General features: G+C 68.5%; 9 protein-coding genes and 3 pseudogenes. 9 read left to right on the forward strand and 3 right to left on the reverse strand.

Annotation, left to right across the window (positions count from 1 at the left end):
• Positions 1-123 precede the first annotated feature (123 nt).
• The 5 genes from BJY18_RS16485 to BJY18_RS16505 are packed head-to-tail and all read left to right on the forward strand — an operon-like array spanning position 124 to position 7,230.
• Entirely contained in the window at positions 124-1,200 is a 1,077-nt protein-coding gene (locus BJY18_RS16485) for an ABC transporter substrate-binding protein (protein WP_184780822.1), read from the forward strand.
• A complete protein-coding gene (locus BJY18_RS16490) occupies positions 1,190-2,755 on the forward strand; it encodes a sugar ABC transporter ATP-binding protein (protein ID WP_184780823.1) in 1,566 nt (521 codons plus the stop codon). The genes BJY18_RS16485 and BJY18_RS16490 overlap by 11 nt, the downstream gene beginning before the upstream one ends.
• Positions 2,752-3,720 carry an ABC transporter permease gene (locus tag BJY18_RS16495; protein ID WP_184780824.1) on the forward strand — a complete coding sequence of 323 codons (969 nt, stop codon included), beginning with the start codon at positions 2,752-2,754 and terminating at the stop codon, positions 3,718-3,720. The genes BJY18_RS16490 and BJY18_RS16495 overlap by 4 nt, the downstream gene beginning before the upstream one ends.
• Entirely contained in the window at positions 3,717-4,697 is a 981-nt protein-coding gene (locus BJY18_RS16500; protein WP_184780825.1) for an ABC transporter permease, read from the forward strand. Before BJY18_RS16495 ends, BJY18_RS16500 begins: the two co-directional genes overlap by 4 nt.
• A gap of 31 nt (positions 4,698-4,728) precedes the next feature.
• The gene (locus BJY18_RS16505) at positions 4,729-7,230 is read left to right on the forward strand and encodes a LamG-like jellyroll fold domain-containing protein (protein ID WP_184780826.1); all 2,502 of its coding nucleotides are present in this window, start codon (positions 4,729-4,731) and stop codon (positions 7,228-7,230) included.
• A 43-nt stretch (positions 7,231-7,273) separates the two neighbouring features.
• Here BJY18_RS16505 and BJY18_RS16510 read toward each other — a convergent pair whose 3' ends face one another.
• The 3 genes from BJY18_RS16510 to BJY18_RS16520 form a co-directional block, all read right to left on the reverse strand.
• Positions 7,274-7,681 carry a PGPGW domain-containing protein gene (locus tag BJY18_RS16510; protein ID WP_184780827.1) on the reverse strand — a complete coding sequence of 136 codons (408 nt, stop codon included), beginning with the start codon at positions 7,679-7,681 and terminating at the stop codon, positions 7,274-7,276.
• 72 nt (positions 7,682-7,753) lie between these two features.
• On the reverse strand, positions 7,754-8,332 hold the full coding sequence (locus BJY18_RS16515) for a CE1759 family FMN reductase (protein ID WP_184780828.1): 579 nt from the start codon (positions 8,330-8,332) through the stop codon (positions 7,754-7,756).
• Positions 8,333-8,360: 28 nt separating this feature from the next.
• A complete protein-coding gene (locus BJY18_RS16520) occupies positions 8,361-9,455 on the reverse strand; it encodes an LLM class flavin-dependent oxidoreductase (protein WP_184780829.1) in 1,095 nt (364 codons plus the stop codon).
• A 243-nt stretch (positions 9,456-9,698) separates the two neighbouring features.
• On the opposite strand from BJY18_RS16520, the gene BJY18_RS38275 reads away from it, so the two are divergent.
• The 4 genes and pseudogenes from BJY18_RS38275 to BJY18_RS38060 all read left to right on the forward strand — a co-directional run.
• Positions 9,699-13,202, forward strand: coding sequence for an ATP-binding protein (locus BJY18_RS38275; RefSeq protein WP_184784651.1), 3,504 nt, complete (start codon positions 9,699-9,701; stop codon positions 13,200-13,202).
• Positions 13,203-13,234: 32 nt separating this feature from the next.
• Positions 13,235-14,950 (forward strand): annotated as a pseudogene (locus tag BJY18_RS38050) (DNA gyrase subunit A); the annotation flags it as partial.
• A 12-nt stretch (positions 14,951-14,962) separates the two neighbouring features.
• Positions 14,963-15,844: pseudogene (locus BJY18_RS38055) on the forward strand (LAGLIDADG family homing endonuclease); the annotation flags it as partial.
• Positions 15,845-16,234: 390 nt separating this feature from the next.
• Positions 16,235-18,316, forward strand: a pseudogene (locus tag BJY18_RS38060) (DNA gyrase subunit A); the annotation flags it as partial.
• Positions 18,317-18,549 lie beyond the last annotated feature (233 nt).

Raw genomic sequence — 18,549 nt, forward strand, 5'->3', positions numbered from 1 at the left:
GTAGCGACGTTTTGCCTGTTTACAACGTTGTTCCAACGATGTAAAAATGGCGCAAGCTCATCAGGGTGACTGCGATCACGTCGGTGAGCGGCTCACCTTAGCCATCGCCGTGAGGAGTCCGCAGTGTCCCCGACCGTCCCCGCCCGACTGGTTCTCGTCACCGGCGCCGCCGCGGCCCTCGTGCTGGCCGGCTGCACCAGCCGTGAGGAAGCGTCCTCGGGCCCCAGCACCGGCGCCGGTCCGGCCGCGTCGGCGGCGTCCGAGGCGCCGACCGCCGACGGCTGCACACTGGCCAAGACCGGCTACCCCAAGGTGGACCTGAAGAACGCGGTCATCGGCTTCTCGCAGTCGGAGAAGGAGGCCAACCCGTTCCGCATCGCGGAGACGCAGTCCATCAAGGACGAGGCCGCCAAGCTCGGCATCCCGGCGAACCACCTGCTCACCACGAACGCGCAGAGTGACCTCAACAAGCAGGTCAGCGACATCAAGTCACTGCTCGACCGCGGAGCGAAGCTGCTCATCGTGGCCCCGCTGAACTCCGACGGCCTGCAGCCGGCGTTCGACGCGGCGAAGGCGAAGAAGGTCCCGGTGGTCACGATCGACCGCAAGGTGACCGCCCAGCCGTGCACCGACTACCTGACCTTCATCGGCTCGAACTTCGTGGAACAGGGCCACCGCGCGGCCGCCGCGCTGGCGAAGTCCACCGGTGGCAACGGGAAGGTCGCGATCCTGCTCGGCTCGTCGGGCAACAACGTGACCACCGACCGTACCCAGGGTTTCAAGGACGAGCTGAAGAAGACGCCGGGCCTGAGCGTGGTCGCCGAGCAGACCGGGGACTTCGACCGGTCCAAGGGCCAGCAGGTCACCGAGCAGCTGATCCAGAGCCACCCCGACCTCACCGCGGTGTACGCGGAGAACGACGAGATGGGCATCGGCGCGGTCAATGCGCTCAAGACCGCGGGCAAGAATCCGGGCAAGGACGTCAAGGTCGTCTCGGTGGACGGCACCCGCAACGCTGTGCAGCTGATCGCCGACGGCAGCTACAACGCGGTGATCGAGTCCAATCCGCGGTTCGGCCAGCTCGCGTTCCAGACGCTGCAGCAGTTCGAGGACGGCAAGCCGATCGCGCCGAGCATCGTGATCACCGACGACGCCTACGACGAGTCGAACGCGGCGCAGAAGGTCGGGAATGCGTTCTGACCAGCCGGCACTGACGGGTACCGGCGAGGAAGCCGGCGTGCGCGCACCGGTGCTGGAGGTGACCGGGGTGACCAAGCGGTTCCCCGGCACCGTGGCACTGGACGACGTCTCGTTCACGCTGCGCCGCGGCGAGGTGCACGCGCTGGTCGGGGAGAACGGCGCCGGCAAGTCCACCTTGATCAAGGTGCTCACCGGGGTCTACCGGCCGGACGAGGGCCAGGTGCGTCACCTCGGCGAGCCGGTGGAGTTCCGGCGGCCGGTCGACGCGCAGCGGGCCGGGATCTCCACCATCTACCAGGAGGTCAACCTCGTCCCGCTGATGAGCGTGGCGAGCAACGTCTTCCTCGGCCGGGAACCCCGCACCCGCGCCGGGCTCGTGGACTGGCCGGCGATGAACGCACAGGCCCGCGAACTGCTGGCCGGCTACGGCATCGACACCGACGTGCGACGACCGCTGCACACGCTCGCGGTGGGCGCGCAGCAGATGGTCGCGCTCGCCCGCGCGGTGTCCACGAAGGCCGGCGTGGTGGTGATGGACGAACCGACGTCGTCGCTGGAACCGCGTGAGGTGGACACCTTGTTCGAGGTGCTCACCCGGCTGCGTTCGGAGGACATCGCGGTCATCTACGTGAGCCACCGGATGGACGAGCTGTACCGGGTGTGCGACAGCGTCACGGTGCTGCGTGACGGTCGTGTCGTCCACAGCGGAGCGTTGAAGCCGCTGCCGCGGATCGAGCTGGTGTCCATGATGCTCGGCCGGGAGATCCGCGAGATCCGGGCCGAGGGTGTGACCGCGTTCGGCGAAGAGCACCACGCCGGGAAGGAACCGTTGCTCCGGGCGGAAAACCTCACCGGCGGCCGGAAACTGCGCGACGTTTCGCTCAGCGTCCGGCCCGGCGAGGTGGTCGGGCTGGCCGGGCTGCTCGGGTCCGGTCGCAGTGAAACCGCCCGCGCGGTGGTCGGGGCGTTCCCGCTGGAGAGCGGTTCGGTGCTGCTGGCGGGGAAACCACTGAAACGCGGGCGGATCGCGGCCGCGGTGCGCTCCGGGGTCGCGCTGCTGGCGGAGGACCGCAAGGCCGACGGGATCATCCCGAACCTGTCCGTGCGGGAGAACATCGTGCTGGCCGCGCTGCCCAGCCTGTCCACCTTCGGGTTCGTCAACCGGGCCAAGCAGGACCGGGTGGTGCGGACGTTCATGGAGCGGCTGCGGATCAAGGCGGCGAGCCCGGAGCAGAAGGTCTCCGAGCTCTCCGGCGGCAACCAGCAGAAGGTGCTGCTCGCGCGCTGGCTCGCCACCGGGCCGAAGGTGCTGCTGCTCGACGAACCCACCCGGGGCATCGACGTCGGCGCCAAGGCCGAGGTGCAGGCGCTGATCGACGAGCTGGCGAAGGAGGGCCTCGGCGTGCTGCTGATCTCCTCCGAGCTGGAGGAACTGCTCGACGGCGCGGACCGCGTGGTCGTGCTGCGTGACGGCGCGGTCGCCGGCGAACTGGCCGGCGCCGCCGTGACCGAGGACAACGTCCTGGCCGCCATCGCCGCCGAGGAGGACTCGTGAGTGTCCAGGCCGGTGCTGACCGGCGTCAGCACTCACGAGCAGGTGTCGCCGGCTGGCTGCAGAACTACGGCGTGTACCTGGCTGTCGTGGTGCTGCTGCTGTTCAACGTGATCTTCACGGAGAACTTCCTGTCCGTCGCCAACTTCCGCACCCAGCTCGTGCAGGCGGCACCGGTGTGCATCGTCGCGCTCGGCATGGCGCTGGTGATCGGCACCGAGGGCATCGACCTGTCGGTGGGCTCGGTGATGTCGGTGGCCGCCGCGCTGATCCCGCTCTACCTCGGCGCAGGACCCGTCACGGCGATCGTCGTCGCGCTGATCGCCGGGGTCGTTTCCGGGTTGTTCAGCGGGTTCCTGGTGGCACAGCTGGGCATCCAGCCGATCATCGCGACACTGGCGTTACTCGTCGGCGGACGCGGACTCGCGCTGGTGATCGCGCACGGCCGGCTCGAGCAGCTGCACAACGCCGACTTCCTGGCGCTGGGCACCGGCGACGTGCTCGGCATCCCGGTCATGGTGCTGGTCGCGGCGGTGCTCGCGGTACTGGCCGGGCTGCTGGTGCGGCGCACCACGTTCGGCAGGCATCTGGTCGCGGTCGGCGGCAACCGGCCGGCCGCCACGCTCGCCGGGCTGCCGGTCAAGCGCGTGCTGATCGGGGTCTACGTGATCTCCGGTGCGCTGGCCGCGATAGCCGGGGTGCTCTCCACCGCACGGCTCAGTGCCAGCGATCCCAACGAACTGGGGCTGCTGATGGAGCTGTCGGCGATCACCGCGGTGGTCGTCGGCGGGACTCCGCTCACCGGTGGCCGGGTGCGCGTGCTCGGCACGGTGTTCGGTGCCCTGTTGATGCAGCTGGTGCACGCCACGCTGATCAAGCACAACCTGCCCGATTCCGCGGCGCAGATGGTGCAGGCCGCCATCATCGTCGTCGCGGTGTACGTCGCCCGGGAACGGAGCACGCGATGACCGCGACCACCGCCGCACCGTCGGAACGCGGGGCGAGCGTGGCCGCCGTCCTGCAGCGTCAGGGTGCCGCGGTCGTGCTCGTCCTCGGCCTCGTCGTCTCCTGGTTCGCCTTTCCGCACTTCGGTTCCCCGGACAACCTGCGGAGCCTGGTGCTGCAGGGCTCGTTCCTCGCGGTGATCGCGCTCGGCATGACGTTCGTGATCATCTCCGGCGGGATCGACCTGTCCGTCGGCTCGGTGTACGCGCTCGGCGGGGTGCTGGCCGCGTACGGCTCGCGGTACGGCCTGATCGTGGCGATTCTGCTGCCACTCGTGGTGTGCGGGCTGATCGGGCTGGTCAACGGCCTGCTCATCGCGAGAACCCGGATGGCGCCGTTCATCGTCACGCTCGCCTCGCTGCTGTTCGCCCGCGGTCTGCTGCTCGCGCTCACCGACGAAGGCGCCACGACGTACAAAGTGCCACCCGGTTCGGCGTTCCTCTGGCTCGGGCAGGGCACCATCTTCGGCGTCGGCGTGCCGGTGTACCTCGCGCTGATCCTTTTCGGACTCGGCGGAGTGCTGTTGCGCCGCACCAGGTTCGGACAGTCGGTGTTCGCCATCGGCGGGTCGGAGCAGTCCGCGCTGCTGATGGGACTTCCGGTGGCCCGCACCAAGGTCACGCTGTACACGCTCAGCGGGGCGCTGGCCGGACTGGCCGGCGTGCTCACCGCGGCGTACCTGCAGTCCGGCGTCACGGTGCTGGGCGTCGGCACCGAACTCGACGCGATCTCCGTGGTGGTGATCGGCGGCACGCTGCTCACCGGTGGCGCCGGCACCATCATCGGCACGCTCGTCGGCGTGCTGCTGAAAACGCTGATCCAGAACGTGATCAACCAGGTCGGCACTCTCGATTCCAACTACCAGACGGTGGTCAGCGGAGCGTTCCTGCTGGTCGTCGTCGTGATCCAGCGGCTTTTGGCTCGTTCTCGCAAGTCCTGACCGGCTCATCCCCGCACCAGGAGGTACGACGATGTTTCCTGCTGTCCGCAGGTCCCGACGATGGGCCACGGTGGCCGCCGCGTTCGCCGTGGTCGCCGCCGGGCTCTCGAACGCGCCCGCCGCCTCGGCGGCCGATCCACCGCAGTGGCAACGGCTGGAGCCCCCGCTGTCCACGCCGTGGACGGACCAGGTCTCCCCGGACAACGCGCTGCCGGACTACCCGCGGCCGCAGCTCACCCGTGACAAATGGCAGAACCTCAACGGCACCTGGGAGTTCTCCGCGGCCAACCCGGGGGACGCCCCGCCGATCGGACAAGGGCTCGACGAGCGCATCCTCGTGCCGTACCCGGTGGAGTCGGCGCTTTCCGGGATCATGCGGCACGAGACCTCGATGTGGTACCGGCGCACTTTCCAGGTGCCGCCGGACTGGCAGGTCGGCGCGGGTGAACGGCTCGTGCTGCACTTCCAGGCGGTGGACTACGACACCACGGTGTGGGTCAACGGCCAGGAGGTCACCCACCACACCGGCGGCTACGACTCGTTCTCCGCGGACGTCACCGACGCGCTGACCGATGCGCCGGACCAGGAAATCGTGGTCGGCGTCAACGATCCGAACGACGCGGGCACCCAGCCGCTCGGCAAACAGCGCACCGCGGGCGACGGGATCTTTTACACCCCGAGCTCGGGCATCTGGCAGACCGTGTGGCTGGAGCCGGTGAAACCCGCGCACATCGACAAGGTGGACACCACCGCGGACGTGGCGGACGGTTCGGTCACGGTGAACGCGGCGGTCAGCGACGGCGACGGCACCCAGACCGTCGAGGCGACCGCCTACGACCACGGCACGGCGGTCGGCACGGTGACCGGCGAGGCGAACAAACCGTTGCAGCTCAAGCTGGACAAGCCGCATCTGTGGACGCCCGACGATCCGTTCCTCTATGACCTGCAGGTGAACCTGTCCTCCGGGGACAGCGTGCGCGGCTACTTCGGCATGCGCTCGATCTCGGTGGGCAAGACCGCGGACGGCAAGCAGCGGATGCTGCTCAACGGCAAGTTCGTGATGCAGCTCGGCCCGCTGGACCAGGGTTTCTGGCCGGACGGCATCTACACCGCGCCGACCGACGAGGCACTGAAGTTCGACCTGGAGCAGGAAAAGGCGCTCGGCTTCAACATGGTGCGCAAGCACATCAAGGTGGAACCCGACCGCTGGTACTACTACGCGGACAAGCTGGGCCTGCTGGTGTGGCAGGACATGCCGGCGATGAAGGACGACACCGACGCGCCGCCGGACGCGCAGGTCAACTACGAGTCCGAGATGCACCGGATGATCGACCAGCACCGCAGCTTCCCGTCGATCGTCACCTGGGTGCCGTTCAACGAGGGCTGGGGCGACTACGAGGTGGGCCGGATCGCCGACCAGGTCAAGGAATGGGACCCGACCCGGCTGGTGAACGCCGAATCCGGGGTCAACTGCTGCCGGTCCGAACCCGACAGCGGCAAGGGCGACATCTACGACGACCACACCTACACCGGACCGGGCACGCCGGCACCGGACGCCACCCGCGCCGCGGTGGACGGTGAGTACGGCGGGCTCGGCCTGAAGGTCGAGGGGCACGAGTTCGACCCGGCGGGCAGCTTCGCCTACGAAATGGAACCGGACAGCGCCACCCTCACCAGCCGGTACGCCGAACTGCAGCAGCAGCTGTTGCTCGCAGGACAGCAGTGCGGCGTCTCGGCCGGGGTGTACACCCAGACCACCGACGTCGAGCAGGAGGTCAACGGCTTCTTCACCTACGACCGTCAGGTGAAGAAGATGGACTTCGCCAAGGTGCGGGAGGCGAACCTCGCGGTGATCAACGGCGTGGACGGCGCACCGCAGCAAGGGCCGGTGATCACGCCGGGCACGCCGGGTATCGACGGCATCGCCGCGTACCCGTTCGACGAGAACACCGGCACCACAGCGGCGGACTCGGTCGGCGAGCACGACGCGACGCTGGCCGGCGGGGCCTCGTGGACCGAAGGGCACCAGGGTTCGGCGCTCGCGGTGAACGGCTCGGGCCAGTACGCCGACACCGGCGCGTCGCTGGTCAAGACCGACGGCAGCTACAGCGTGGCGGCCTGGGTGAAGTTCAACGAGGTCGGTGACGGTTTCCAGACCGTGGTGAGCCAGGACGGCAGCGACCACAGCGGCTTCTTCCTGCAGTACTCGGGTGCCGACCACAAGCTGGCGTTCAGCTTCGTCGGCACGCGGGCGCTGGCGCCGATGACGCCGGAGGCAAACCACTGGTACCACCTGGTCGGGGTGCGCGACGCCGCGACCGGGAAGCTGGCGCTCTACGTGGACGGCCAGCAGGCCGCGACCCGCAACGCCTGCCTCCTCGACGAGGCGGCCGGCGGCAACACCGTGATCGGCCGCGGCCAGTACGACGGCAACCCGGTCGACTTCCTCAACGGAGCGGTCGACCAGGTGCACGTGTACGACCGTGCCCTCACCCCCGACGAGGTGACTCAGCTCTACACCTCCGGCGCGTGACCCCTCGTGAGTGGCCAGGCCGGTTCAGAACCGGCCTGGCCACTCACGAGCCGGCGCGGCGGGACTGCACCCGCCGGTAGCTCCAGATCAGCAGCGCGAAGATGATCAGTCCGGACAGGATCAGGCTCGTTCCGGTGCTCCAGCTGCTGAACGGCAGGCTGCGCACGGTTCCCCAGACGATCCCGGCGGCGATCAGGGCCAGCCCGGCCAGCACCGAACCGGCGATGCGCAGCGGCGAGGCCACGCTCTCCTCGGCCGCCTTCATCGCCCGCGTGCGGACCGGCTCCACGAACCGTTCCAGCGCCGGGAACTGCGAGGCCAGCACGACCAGCCCGGCGAGCACCAGCAGCAGCCCCGGCCCGGGCAGCACCAGCAGCACCACCCCGACGACCACCAGCAGGCCACCCACCACGGCGGCGATCGCCTGCTTCACCGGCCTGCTGACACCCACCGGTCCTCCTCACACCTGTCCGTTTCGGCCCAGTGTGCCCGGCCGCGCCGGTGCGCGCCCGCCGAAGACCCGTCACTCCCCCGCGAGGAGCTGCTCGAACGGAACCGAAGTGAACTCGTCGTCCGGCTTCGCCTCCGGAGCCGCCGCGACCAGCGCGGCCAGCTCCTTCGCCGCTCGCTCCACGCGCTCCTGCAACGCACCACCCCAGTCCGACGACGCGGCGTACACGCCCGTCGCGACCGGCATCGCGCGAAGGTAGGCGAAGAGCGGCCGTAGCGCGAAATCGAGCGCCAGGGAATGCCGTTCCGCCGCGAGCAGCACCGGTTTCCCTTCCAGCGCTTCCTTGTCCAGCACGTCGAAGAACGATTTGAACAGGCCGCTGTAGGAAGCGGTGAACACCGGCGTGACGGCGATGAGGCCGTCCGCGCGGGTCACCGTGTCGAGTACTTCCCGCAGCCGTGGGCTCTGGACCCCGGTGATCATGCCGTTCGTGATATCCACCGCGATGTCCCGCAGTTCGATCACCTCGGCGGTGACCTCGTCCGAGGCGAGCGCGGCGCGGGTGGCCTCGGTGAGCCGGTCGGCCAGCAGCCGGGTGGACGACGGCTGGCTCAGCCCGGCGGTGACCACGGCGATGGTGCGTGCGGTCATGTCCGTCCTTCTTCCTCGAGGTCCGGGCTCAGGCGAGGGATTCGGCCGGCTCGGACCCGGCCTTGAGCGAGGCGTGCGTGGGTGCGTCCGGAACGTGCGCCGGGCGTTTCGCCTCGAGTTCCTTGCGCAGCACCGGAACGACCTCCTCGCCGAGCAGGTCGAGCTGTTCCAGCACGGTCTTCAGCGGCAGGCCCGCGTGGTCCATCAGGAAGAGCTGGCGCTGGTAGTCGCCGAAGTGCTCGCGGAAGGTCAGCGTGCGGTCGATGACCTCCTGCGGGCTGCCGACGGTGAGCGGCGTCTGCTCGGTGAAGTCCTCCAGCGAGGGCCCGTGTCCGTACACCGGCGCGTTGTCGAAGTACGGCCGGAACTCGCGCCACGCGTCCTGCGACTTCGGCCGGATGAACGCCTGCCCGCCGAGACCGACGATGGCCTGGTCGGCCTTGCCGTGCCCGTAGTGCTCGTAACGCTGGCGGTAGAACGCGATCAGCTGCTGGAAGTGCGAAGTGGGCCAGAAGATGTGGTTGGCGAAGAAGCCGTCCCCGTAGTACGCCGCCTGTTCGGCGATCTCCGGGCTGCGGATCGACCCGTGCCACACGAACGGCGGCACACCGTCGAGCGGGCGCGGGGTCGAGGTGAAGCCCTGCAGCGGGGTGCGGAACTTGCCCTCCCAGTCGACCACGTCCTCGCGCCAGAGCCGGCGCAGCAACGCGTAGTTCTCGATCGCCAGCGGGATGCCCTGGCGGATGTCCTGGCCGAACCACGGGTACACCGGACCGGTGTTGCCGCGGCCCATCATCAGGTCCACCCGGCCGTCGGCCAGGTGCTGCAGCATCGCGTAGTCCTCGGCGAGACGCACCGGGTCGTTCGTGGTGATCAGCGTGGTCGACGTGGACAGCACGATCTTCTCGGTCCGCGCCGCGATGTGCGAAAGCAGCACCGGCGGATTGCCCGGCGCGGCGAACGGCGGGTTGTGGTGTTCCCCGGTGGCGAAGACGTCGAGGCCCACTTCCTCGGCCTTGCGCGCGATCGTGACCATCGCCTTGATGCGCTCGTGCTCCGACGGCGTGACACCCGTGGTGGGGTCCGTGGTGACGTCGCCCACCGTGAAGATTCCGAACTGCATGATGCGCTCCTCAGCCGCGTCGGTCGTTGTCCCAACCTTACTTGCTCGCTCAACTACTCGCGCGCAAGATGTATTCCGGGCCCACTCCGCGGTGACCTGGGACACGCCAGAGCACCACATCCGGAGCAGCGTCGGCGGAAGCTGTCGGAGGGTGCGGATATCCTGCAGTACGGTGTCGGCCCGGGGCCTCGCTCCGGCGCCGTGCTCACCCTGTACCTCGCCTCGATCCGGGAGAACGACCTCGTGACTGCTGAGACTCTGTACGGGGCCGACGACCTGACGCACCTGGAGGGCCTTGAAGCGGTCCGCAAGCGCCCCGGGATGTACATCGGCTCCACCGACAGCCGTGGCATCAACCACCTCTTCTCCGAGGTCGTCGACAACTCGACCGACGAGGGCGTGGCCGGCCACGCCGGGCGCATCGTGGTCACCCTGCACGCGGACGGCAGCGTGCAGGTCGACGACGACGGCCGCGGCATCCCCACCGGCGTGCACGCCAAGTCCGGGCTCTCCGGCGTCGAACTGGTGCTCACCCGGCTGCACGCGGGCGGCAAGTTCGGCGGCTCCGGCTACAAGACCTCCGGCGGCCTGCACGGCGTGGGCGCTTCGGCGGTCAACGCGCTGTCGCACCGCTTCGACGTCACCGTGAAGCAGAACGGCAAGGTGCACCAGATGTCGTTCGCGCACGGCGTACCCGGCACGTTCGACGGTCCCGGGCCCAAGGCCAAGTTCACCCGCCGCTCCGGGCTGACCCAGGCCGGCAAGATGAAGCGCGGAGAGCGCAGCGGCACCTCCATCCGGTACTGGTACGACTCGCGGTACTTCGAAACCGGTGCGGCGCTGGACACCGACGCCGTGCGCGCGAAGCTGCGCAACACCGCGTTCCTCGTCCCGGGGGTCACCTACATACTGCGCACCGCCCTCGATGACACCATCGAGGAGGAGACCTTCCACTTCCCGCACGGACTGTCGGACATGGTCGACTTCCTGACCCCGTCCGGCGAGAAACCGGTGTGCGGCACGCTGTTCATCACCGGCGAGGGCACGTACAAGGAGAACGCGGCCGACGCCAACGGGGTCATGCAGTCCAATGTGGAACGCCACGCCGAGGTCGAGGTCGCGCTGCGCTGGGGCACCGGCTACGAGCGCACCGTCGAATGCTTCACGAACACGATCCGCAACGTGCACGGCGGCACGCACCGGCGCGGGTTCGACCGCGCCGTCACCCGCGCACTGGCGGACGCGATCGGCAAGACGCGCGGGCTGCTCAAAGCCAAGGAGGACCCGCCGACCCTGGAGGACGTGCTCGAGGGGATGACCGCGGTGATCCACGTCCGGCTGCCGGAACCGCAGTTCACCTCGCAGACCAAGGACGAGCTGTCCACCGCCGGGATCACCCGCGTGCTCCAGGGCATCGTGGACAAGCACCTGAAAGCCTGGACCGAGGACCGCAAGACCAAGTCCGAGGCGAAGGTCGTGCTGCAGAAGGTGGTCGACGCGGCCCGCGTGCGGCTGACCCAGAAGCAGCAGAAGGACGCCGCCCGCCGCAAGACCGCGCTCGAGGGCGCGGCGATGCCGCCGAAGCTGGTGGACTGCCGCACCACCGGGGTCTCCCGCAGCGAGCTGTTCCTCGTGGAGGGCGACAGCGCATTGGGTTGCTTCACCGGCGATACGCGGGTGGCATTGGCATCGGGCAAGAGCCGTTCGTTCGCGGATCTGGCTGCCGATTGGGAAAAGGGCATCACGCACTTCGGCTACACCACGAACAAGGCCGGACGGGTCGTCCTCGCCCCGCTGGTGGAGCCACGGATCACCAAACGCGGCGCGCCGCTGGTCCGGGTCACGCTCGACAGCGGCGAGCCGGTCCGCTGCACCCCGGACCACCTCTTCCGCCTCCGCGACGGCTCCTACCGGCGAGCCGACGCGCTGGCCCCGGGTGACTCGCTGATGCCGCTGTACCGGTCCGTGTCCTCGTTCGCCGCGGGTGACAAGCTCAACGGCTACGAACGCGTCTGGATGAACGACCGCGAGGAATGGGTGTACACGCACTACCTCGCGGATGCGCACAATCTCCGGTACGGCCACGACGAAGCCACGAACGGCACCGTCCGGCACCACGTTGACGTCGACAAGCGGAACAACGATCCGCGCAATATCCGCCGGATGACCTGGGAAGACCACTCCGCCCTGCACGCCTCGATGATGGGTGCGCACGTCCACGAGGGCTACCGGGCCTGGCTGTCGGCCGGCGGCCTGGAATTCAAGTCGGCCATGCTGTCCGAACAGTGGAAGGACCCCGGCTTCCGCGCCGCGTGCCTCGCCCGGCTGGCCGCGCGCAACAGCGACCCCGAGTTCCGGAAGCGGTTGGAAGAGGGTTTCCAGACCTCGTATGCGGCCTTGAGTGAAGGCGAAAAAGCGGAGTACGCCGAGCGGCTTCGCCGAGTGCAAGCCGATTACTGGGCGAATCCGGAGCATCGCGCCGCGGCCGCCGACCGGGTCCGGGCCTTCTTCGCGCAGCCGGGACGCCGCGAAGAGTGGCGCCTGCGCGCCAAAGAGCAATGGCAGGACCAAGAGCTGCTCGACTGGCGCTCGCGCAAGACAATCGAGCAGTTCTCCGATCCTGCCGCGCGTGAACGGCAGCACATCGCGGTGCGTACCTGGCACGAGGACCATTCGGAATTCGGCGAGCGGCACTCGGTTCGGATGAAGACCCGGATGAGCGATCCGGAAACCGGGCACCTCGCGAGGATCCAGGCCGGTCGCGCCCACTACGTCGCCTCGGTACCACGCACGGAGCGCGTCGCCCAGCAGAACGAGGGCCGCCGCGCTGCTGCTTTGAAACGGCTGTCCGCAATGCTCGCCTGCCCCGACGAAGACCTCGGCGCGGCCTACGAAGCGCACCGCCTCGCGACGGCCAGGACCGGCCTGCGCTTCGCCCGGCTGCTCGCCCACTTCGACGGCGATTACGCCCGGCTGCGCGAGGCAGCCGCGAACGTCAACCACAGTGTCGTTTCCGTCGAGGCGCTCACCGAAACTGCCGACGTCTACGACCTGACCGTCGACGGTTATCACAACTTCGCTCTCGACGCCGGGGTGTTCGTGCACAACAGCGCGCGGATGGCGCGGGTGTCGGAGTACCAGGCGCTGCTTCCGTTGCGCGGCAAGATCCTGAACGTGCAGAAGGCCTCGCTCGGCGACACCCTGAAGAACGCCGAGATCGCGTCCATCGTGCAGGTGCTCGGCGCGGGCACCGGGCGCACCTTCGACCTGTCCACGATGCGCTACGGCCGGGTGATCCTGATGGCCGACGCGGACGTCGACGGTTCGCACATCCGGACCCTGCTGATCACGTTGTTCGCCAAGTACATGCGCCCGGTGGTCGAGGACGGCAGGCTGTACGCGGCCATGCCGCCGCTGCACAAGATCACCACCAAGGGCCGCGGTTCGGAGACCGTCTTCACCTTCACCCAGCGGGAGATGGAGACCAAGGTCGCCGAGCTGGAGGCCGCGGGCAAGCAGGTCGTCACGCCGGTGCCGCGGTTCAAGGGCCTCGGCGAGATGGACCCGGACGAACTGTGGGAGACCACGATGAACCCGTCCACCCGCTCGGTCCGGCGGATCACCATGGACGACGCGGAGGCCGCCGAACTCGCGCTGGAGCTGTTGATGGGCGAGAAGGTGGAGCCACGCCGCAACTGGCTCGTCGAATCGTCCGACCGCGTCGACCGCGAAGCCATCGACGTCTGAGTTTTCCTTCGTTCCCAAGGAGATTGTGAGCCATGGCTCGCCGCAGCAAGAGCCCGGTCACCCGGGTGGACGCGACCGCATTCGACCAGCCGGGCGCCCAGGTCTTCGACAACCCGCTGAAGACCGAGATCGAGGATTCGTACCTGGAGTACGCCTACTCGGTCATCCACTCCCGCGCCCTGCCCGACGCGCGTGACGGCCTCAAACCCGTGCACCGCCGCATCCTGTTCTCGATGAACGAGAACGGCTACCGGCCGAACCACGCGTACGTGAAGTCATCCCGCGTGGTCGGGGACTGTTTCGTCCGTGGCACGCTGGTGTCGACTCCGGAAGGTCTGCGGCCGATCGAGAGCGTCGAAATCGGCGACCGGGTACTGGACAGCCACGGCACCGCGGTGCCGGTCACCGAGGTGTACCGGAACCCACCGGCCGAACTCGTTCGCGTCACGTGGTCGAACGGCCGCACGATGGTCGTCACCCCCGGGCAGCGGTTCCGGACAGTGGCCGATGATTCGTCCCTGACCTGGACGGCCGCGCGCGACCTGCCCGGCCGGCTGACGGTCGGCTACGGGAACGGCCGCCGCGCCGCGCTGCCGGACGGCGGCGATCGTTACGCATACCTCCTCGGACTGATCACCGCCGAAGGATTCGCCGTCGACCGGAATCGTCCCGCGGACCAGCGGATCCGGATCCACATGTGCGACATCGAGCCGCTCGACGCGGTGTACGAATGGGCAATGGCCAACGGTATGCGCGTGTCACGGGCAAAGCGCGCCGCGGCCAAGCCGGAATGGCGCGACCAGCACACCCTCACCTTCGCTCGGCACGAAGGATTGCTCGCCGCGGGCAACCCGCTCAGTGCTGCGAAACAAGTTCCGGCGGAGGTCCTCGCGGACCGATCGAGCTGGGCTCCTTACCTCGCGGGCCTCTTCGACGGGGACGGCTACATCCGGAAGAACAACCGGGAGATCGTGTACGTCAGCACGAGCACTGAACTCATCCGGCAGGTTCACGCGATGCTCGCGGACTGCGGCATTCACGGTCATCACTGGCGCAATCCCAAATCGGACGGCCACAAGACCCTCCTGGGCCTGTCCGTCAGCGGATCCGACGCCGCGACACTGGCCCGGCTTGTCCGCCCGTGGATCACTGTCGGCTACAAGAAGAGCAGTATCGAAAAGCTCACCGAAATCGTCTACGAGTACGGTGGCAAACAAGGAAACGACCGGCTTCCGCACCGTCCGGTCATGGCCGAGTTCTCGGCCGCGCACCTCGGCGGCGGCTGGTTCCGCGACACGAACGGCACCGCGTTCCGAGCCTCGCTGTCGGCAGCGAGCGGAACGAAAGTCCGTTACGGCAAGGACCGGCACGGCACCGCATTGGCCGACCGCTCGTTTCCGCTTTCCCGGGCACGGCAAGACGGCTGGATCGAGAAGCTGCGCCGGATCGGCTCACCACTCGCCGAACGGCTCGACGCACTCGACGGTTTCTCGTTCCTCGAAGTGGTCGCGGTCGAACGAGTCGAACCGGACGTCACCTACGATATCCAGGTCGGCACCGAAGAACACGAATTCGTGACCGAAGGTCTCGTCGTCCACAACTGCATGGGCAAGTACCACCCGCACGGCGACACCGCGATTTACGACGCAATGGTCCGGCTGGCGCAGGACTTCTCCCTGAACGCCCCGCTGATCGACGGGCACGGGAACTTCGGCAGCCCGGATGATGGACCAGCGGCTTCGCGGTACTGCCTGGTAGGCGACACGCGGCTCCGGCTGGCCGACGGCTCCAGCCCGCGCATCGCCGACGTGGTGAACCTGCCCGCTGACTCCGAGGCCGAGGCCGATTTCGAGGTCCTGGACAAGGACGGCAAGGCAGTCCAGGTCGACAAGGTCTTCAACTCGGGTGTACATCCGACCGTCCGAATCACCACCAAGTCCGGTTTCTCGCTCCGCGGTAGTGAAAACCACCCGGTGCTGTGTCTGGAAGCGCCCATGGGCGTGCCGATGTTCCAGTGGCGGCAGCTCGACGAGGTCAGGCCGGGCACCGTGGTGTGTCTCGCCCGCAACGCGTGGACACAAGTAGTGCCGACTTCGCGCGAGTACGACCTGGGCGTGCTCGCCGGTGCTTGGATCTCCGAGGGTTTCGCGAGCGCCGACCGGGCAGGCTTCAACAACACCGACGAACATTTCTTCGGCGAGGTCCTGCACGCCTACGACCGGGTAGTCGGGGGCAAGCGGTATGTCTCGGAGCGCCACACACGGCTGGACCGCAAGCTCATCCGCGAACTCGACGTCCAGCGCCACGCAGGCGGGATGGATGCATTCCGGGCCAGTCCCATGGCCGAGTTCATCGGTCATCAGGCCCGGGACAAAGTCGTCCCGGAATTCGTCTGGGCGGCCGGCCCTGGGGTGAAACGGGCCTTTCTGATGGCGGCTTTCGAAGGCGACGGCGGCTGCCGCGTCGCGCTTGGCGGGTTCACCATCCAATACTCCAGCTACAGCGAACAGCTCGCCACCCAGCTGGCGGAAATGCTCGCCGAGTTCGGGGTCATCGCCGTGCACCGGCGGTACACGCGGCCTAACGGCGCTGTCGAGCACCGTCTCGTGGTGTCCGGGCTGCGCAACGTGCGGGCCTTCGCTGAGCGCGTCGGCTTCCTCCGAACCAAGCAGACGAAACTCCAGACCCTCCTCCAGCGGTCGGTCCTGCGGACACATCGGCTGAGCAGTGACCGGGTACCGTTCGTGGCCGATTACGTGCGTGGCGCGCTCGACTTCGATCGCCGTGGCAGTGGCCGGAAATGGCTCACTCAGCACAACTTCGACCGGATGGAACGCTGGGAGACCGAGCGGCTGCGGATCATCGACCGGATCAAGGACGCCGAGGTCCTGGCGACAATTTTGCCGATCATGGACTCCGGTTACCGGTTCGAGGAGGTCGTCGACGCCGGCCCGGCGGACCCGGCCGAGGTCTACTCGGTGCGGGTGCGGACCGAGGACCATTCCTTCCTCGCCGGTGGGTTCGTCAACCACAACACCGAAGCCCGGATGTCCCCCGAGGCGATGCTGCTCGTCGGCGAACTGGGCGAGGACACCGTCGACTTCCGGCCCAATTACGACGGCTCGCTGGAAGAGCCTTCCGTGCTGCCCGCTGCGTACCCGAACCTGCTGGTCAACGGCACGTCCGGGATCGCGGTCGGGATGGCCACGAACATGATCCCGCACAACCTCGGGGAGGTGATCGGCGCCGCGCGGTGGCTGATCACCCATCCGGGCGCGACGCTGGACAAGCTGATGGAGTACGTGCCCGGTCCCGACCTGCCGACCGGGGGCAGCCTGCTGGGCCTCGACGAGGTGCGCAAGGCCTACGAGACCGGCCGTGGGGTCGTGCGCATGCGCGCGAACGTCGAGACCGGTCCGCTGGAGGGCAGTCGCGGGCGGCAGGCGATCACGGTCACCGAACTGCCCTACGGGGTGGGGCCGGAGAAGGTGATCGAGAAGATCACCGACGAGGTCAACAAGTCCAAGCGGCTCACCGGGATCGCCGACGTCAAGGACCTCACCGACCGGGAGAACGGCACCCGGCTCGTCATCGAGTGCAAGGTGGGTGTCAACCCGCAGGCGCTGCTGGCCGACCTGTACCGGCTCACGCCGCTCGAGCAGTCCTTCGGCATCAACAACCTGGTGCTCGTCAACGGCCAGCCGCAGACGCTGGGCCTCAAGGCGCTGCTGGAGGTCTTCCTCCAGCACCGTTACGACGTGGTCACCCGGCGCACGCGGTACCGCCGCCGCAAGCGTGAGGAGCGGCTGCACCTCGTCGAGGGCCTGCTGGTCGCGCTGCTGAACATCGACAAGGTCATCAAGCTGATCCGGGAAAGCGAGAACGCGGCCGCGGCCAAGGACGGCCTGATGACACGGTTCAAGCTCTCCGAGATTCAGGCCACCTACATCCTGGACACGCCGCTGCGCCGGCTCACCAAGTACGACCGGCTGGAGCTGGAGGGCGAGCAGGACCGGCTGCGCGAGGAGATCGCCGAGCTGACCACGATCCTCGAGGACGAGTCGGTGCTGAAGAAGCTCGTCTCGACCGAGCTGGCGAAGATCGCCAAGGACTTCCCCACCGAGCGGCGCACCCGGCTGATCGACGGCGACCTCAAGGAGGTGCTGGCGGCCTCGAAACCGTCCGGCCCGCTGGAGATCACCGACGATCCGTGCCAGGTGATCCTGTCCGCCACCGGGCTGGTCGCGCGGACCGCCGCGGAGTCGGAGGAGTCCTCGGAGGTCCGCAGGCGCAACGGCAGGGTCAAGCACGACACCGTCGTCGCCGTGGTCCATACCACTGCCCGCGGGCAGGTACTGCTGGTGACCAGCCGCGGCCGGGCGTTCAAGACCGAGGTGCTGCCGTTGCCGGTGCTGCCGGACCAGGCCGGCACGGTGTCCCTGCGTGGCGGGATGGCCGCGAAGGAACTCGTCCCGCTGCAGAAGGGTGAACGGGTCGTCGGCATCGCCCCGCTGGGCGAGCAGGCGGCCGGATCGCCGGGGCTGGCGATCGGCACCCGGGCCGGGGTGGTGAAGGTGTGTTCGCCGGACTGGCCGGTCCGCTCGGACGAGTTCGAGGTGATCAGCCTCAAGGACGGCGACGAGGTGGTGGGCGCGACGTGGCTCACCGACGGCGGCGAAAGCCTCGCGTTCCTGGCGTCGGACTCGTCCCTGCTGCGCTTCGCGGCGTCGCTGGTCCGGGCGCAGGGCATCAAGAGCGGCGGGATGGCCGGGATCAACCTGACCGCGGGCGCCTCGGCGGTCTTCTTCGGCGCGATCCGCACCGACGACGAGGACCACGGCGAACCGATGGTCGTGACCGCCACCGGGCAGAGCGTCAAGGTCACCCCGTTCAGCGAGTACCCGGCAAAGGGCCGCGCCACCGGCGGGGTCCGGGCACACCGTTTCCTCAAGGGGGAGAACGAGGTCCTGGTCGCCTGGATCGGCCCCCGGCCGGCCGGCGCGGCGAAGAACGGCGACCCGGTGGAACTCCCGGAAGTCGACCTGCGCCGCGACGGATCGGGACACGCACACCCGGGCCCGGACGTGGTCGGCCACATCATCGAACGAGACTAGGGAGGCTCCTTCTGGCGACGGAGCCGGGCGCTCGCGGGCGGAGCCGGTTCCGGTTGGGCGGGGCTGGTTCCGGTTGGGCGGGGCTGGTTCCGGTTGGGCGGGGCTGGTTCCGGTTGGGCGGAGCCGGCTGCTCGCACGCGGAGCCGGTTCCGCACGGGCGAGGCAGGTTTCGCACGGGCGAGGCGGTCCCGCGCGAGCAAAGTCGTTACTCGCACGCCGAGCCGGTTCCGGGC

The sequence above is a fragment of the Amycolatopsis jiangsuensis genome (assembly GCF_014204865.1).
Taxonomy (GTDB): Bacteria; Actinomycetota; Actinomycetes; order Mycobacteriales; family Pseudonocardiaceae; genus Amycolatopsis; species Amycolatopsis jiangsuensis.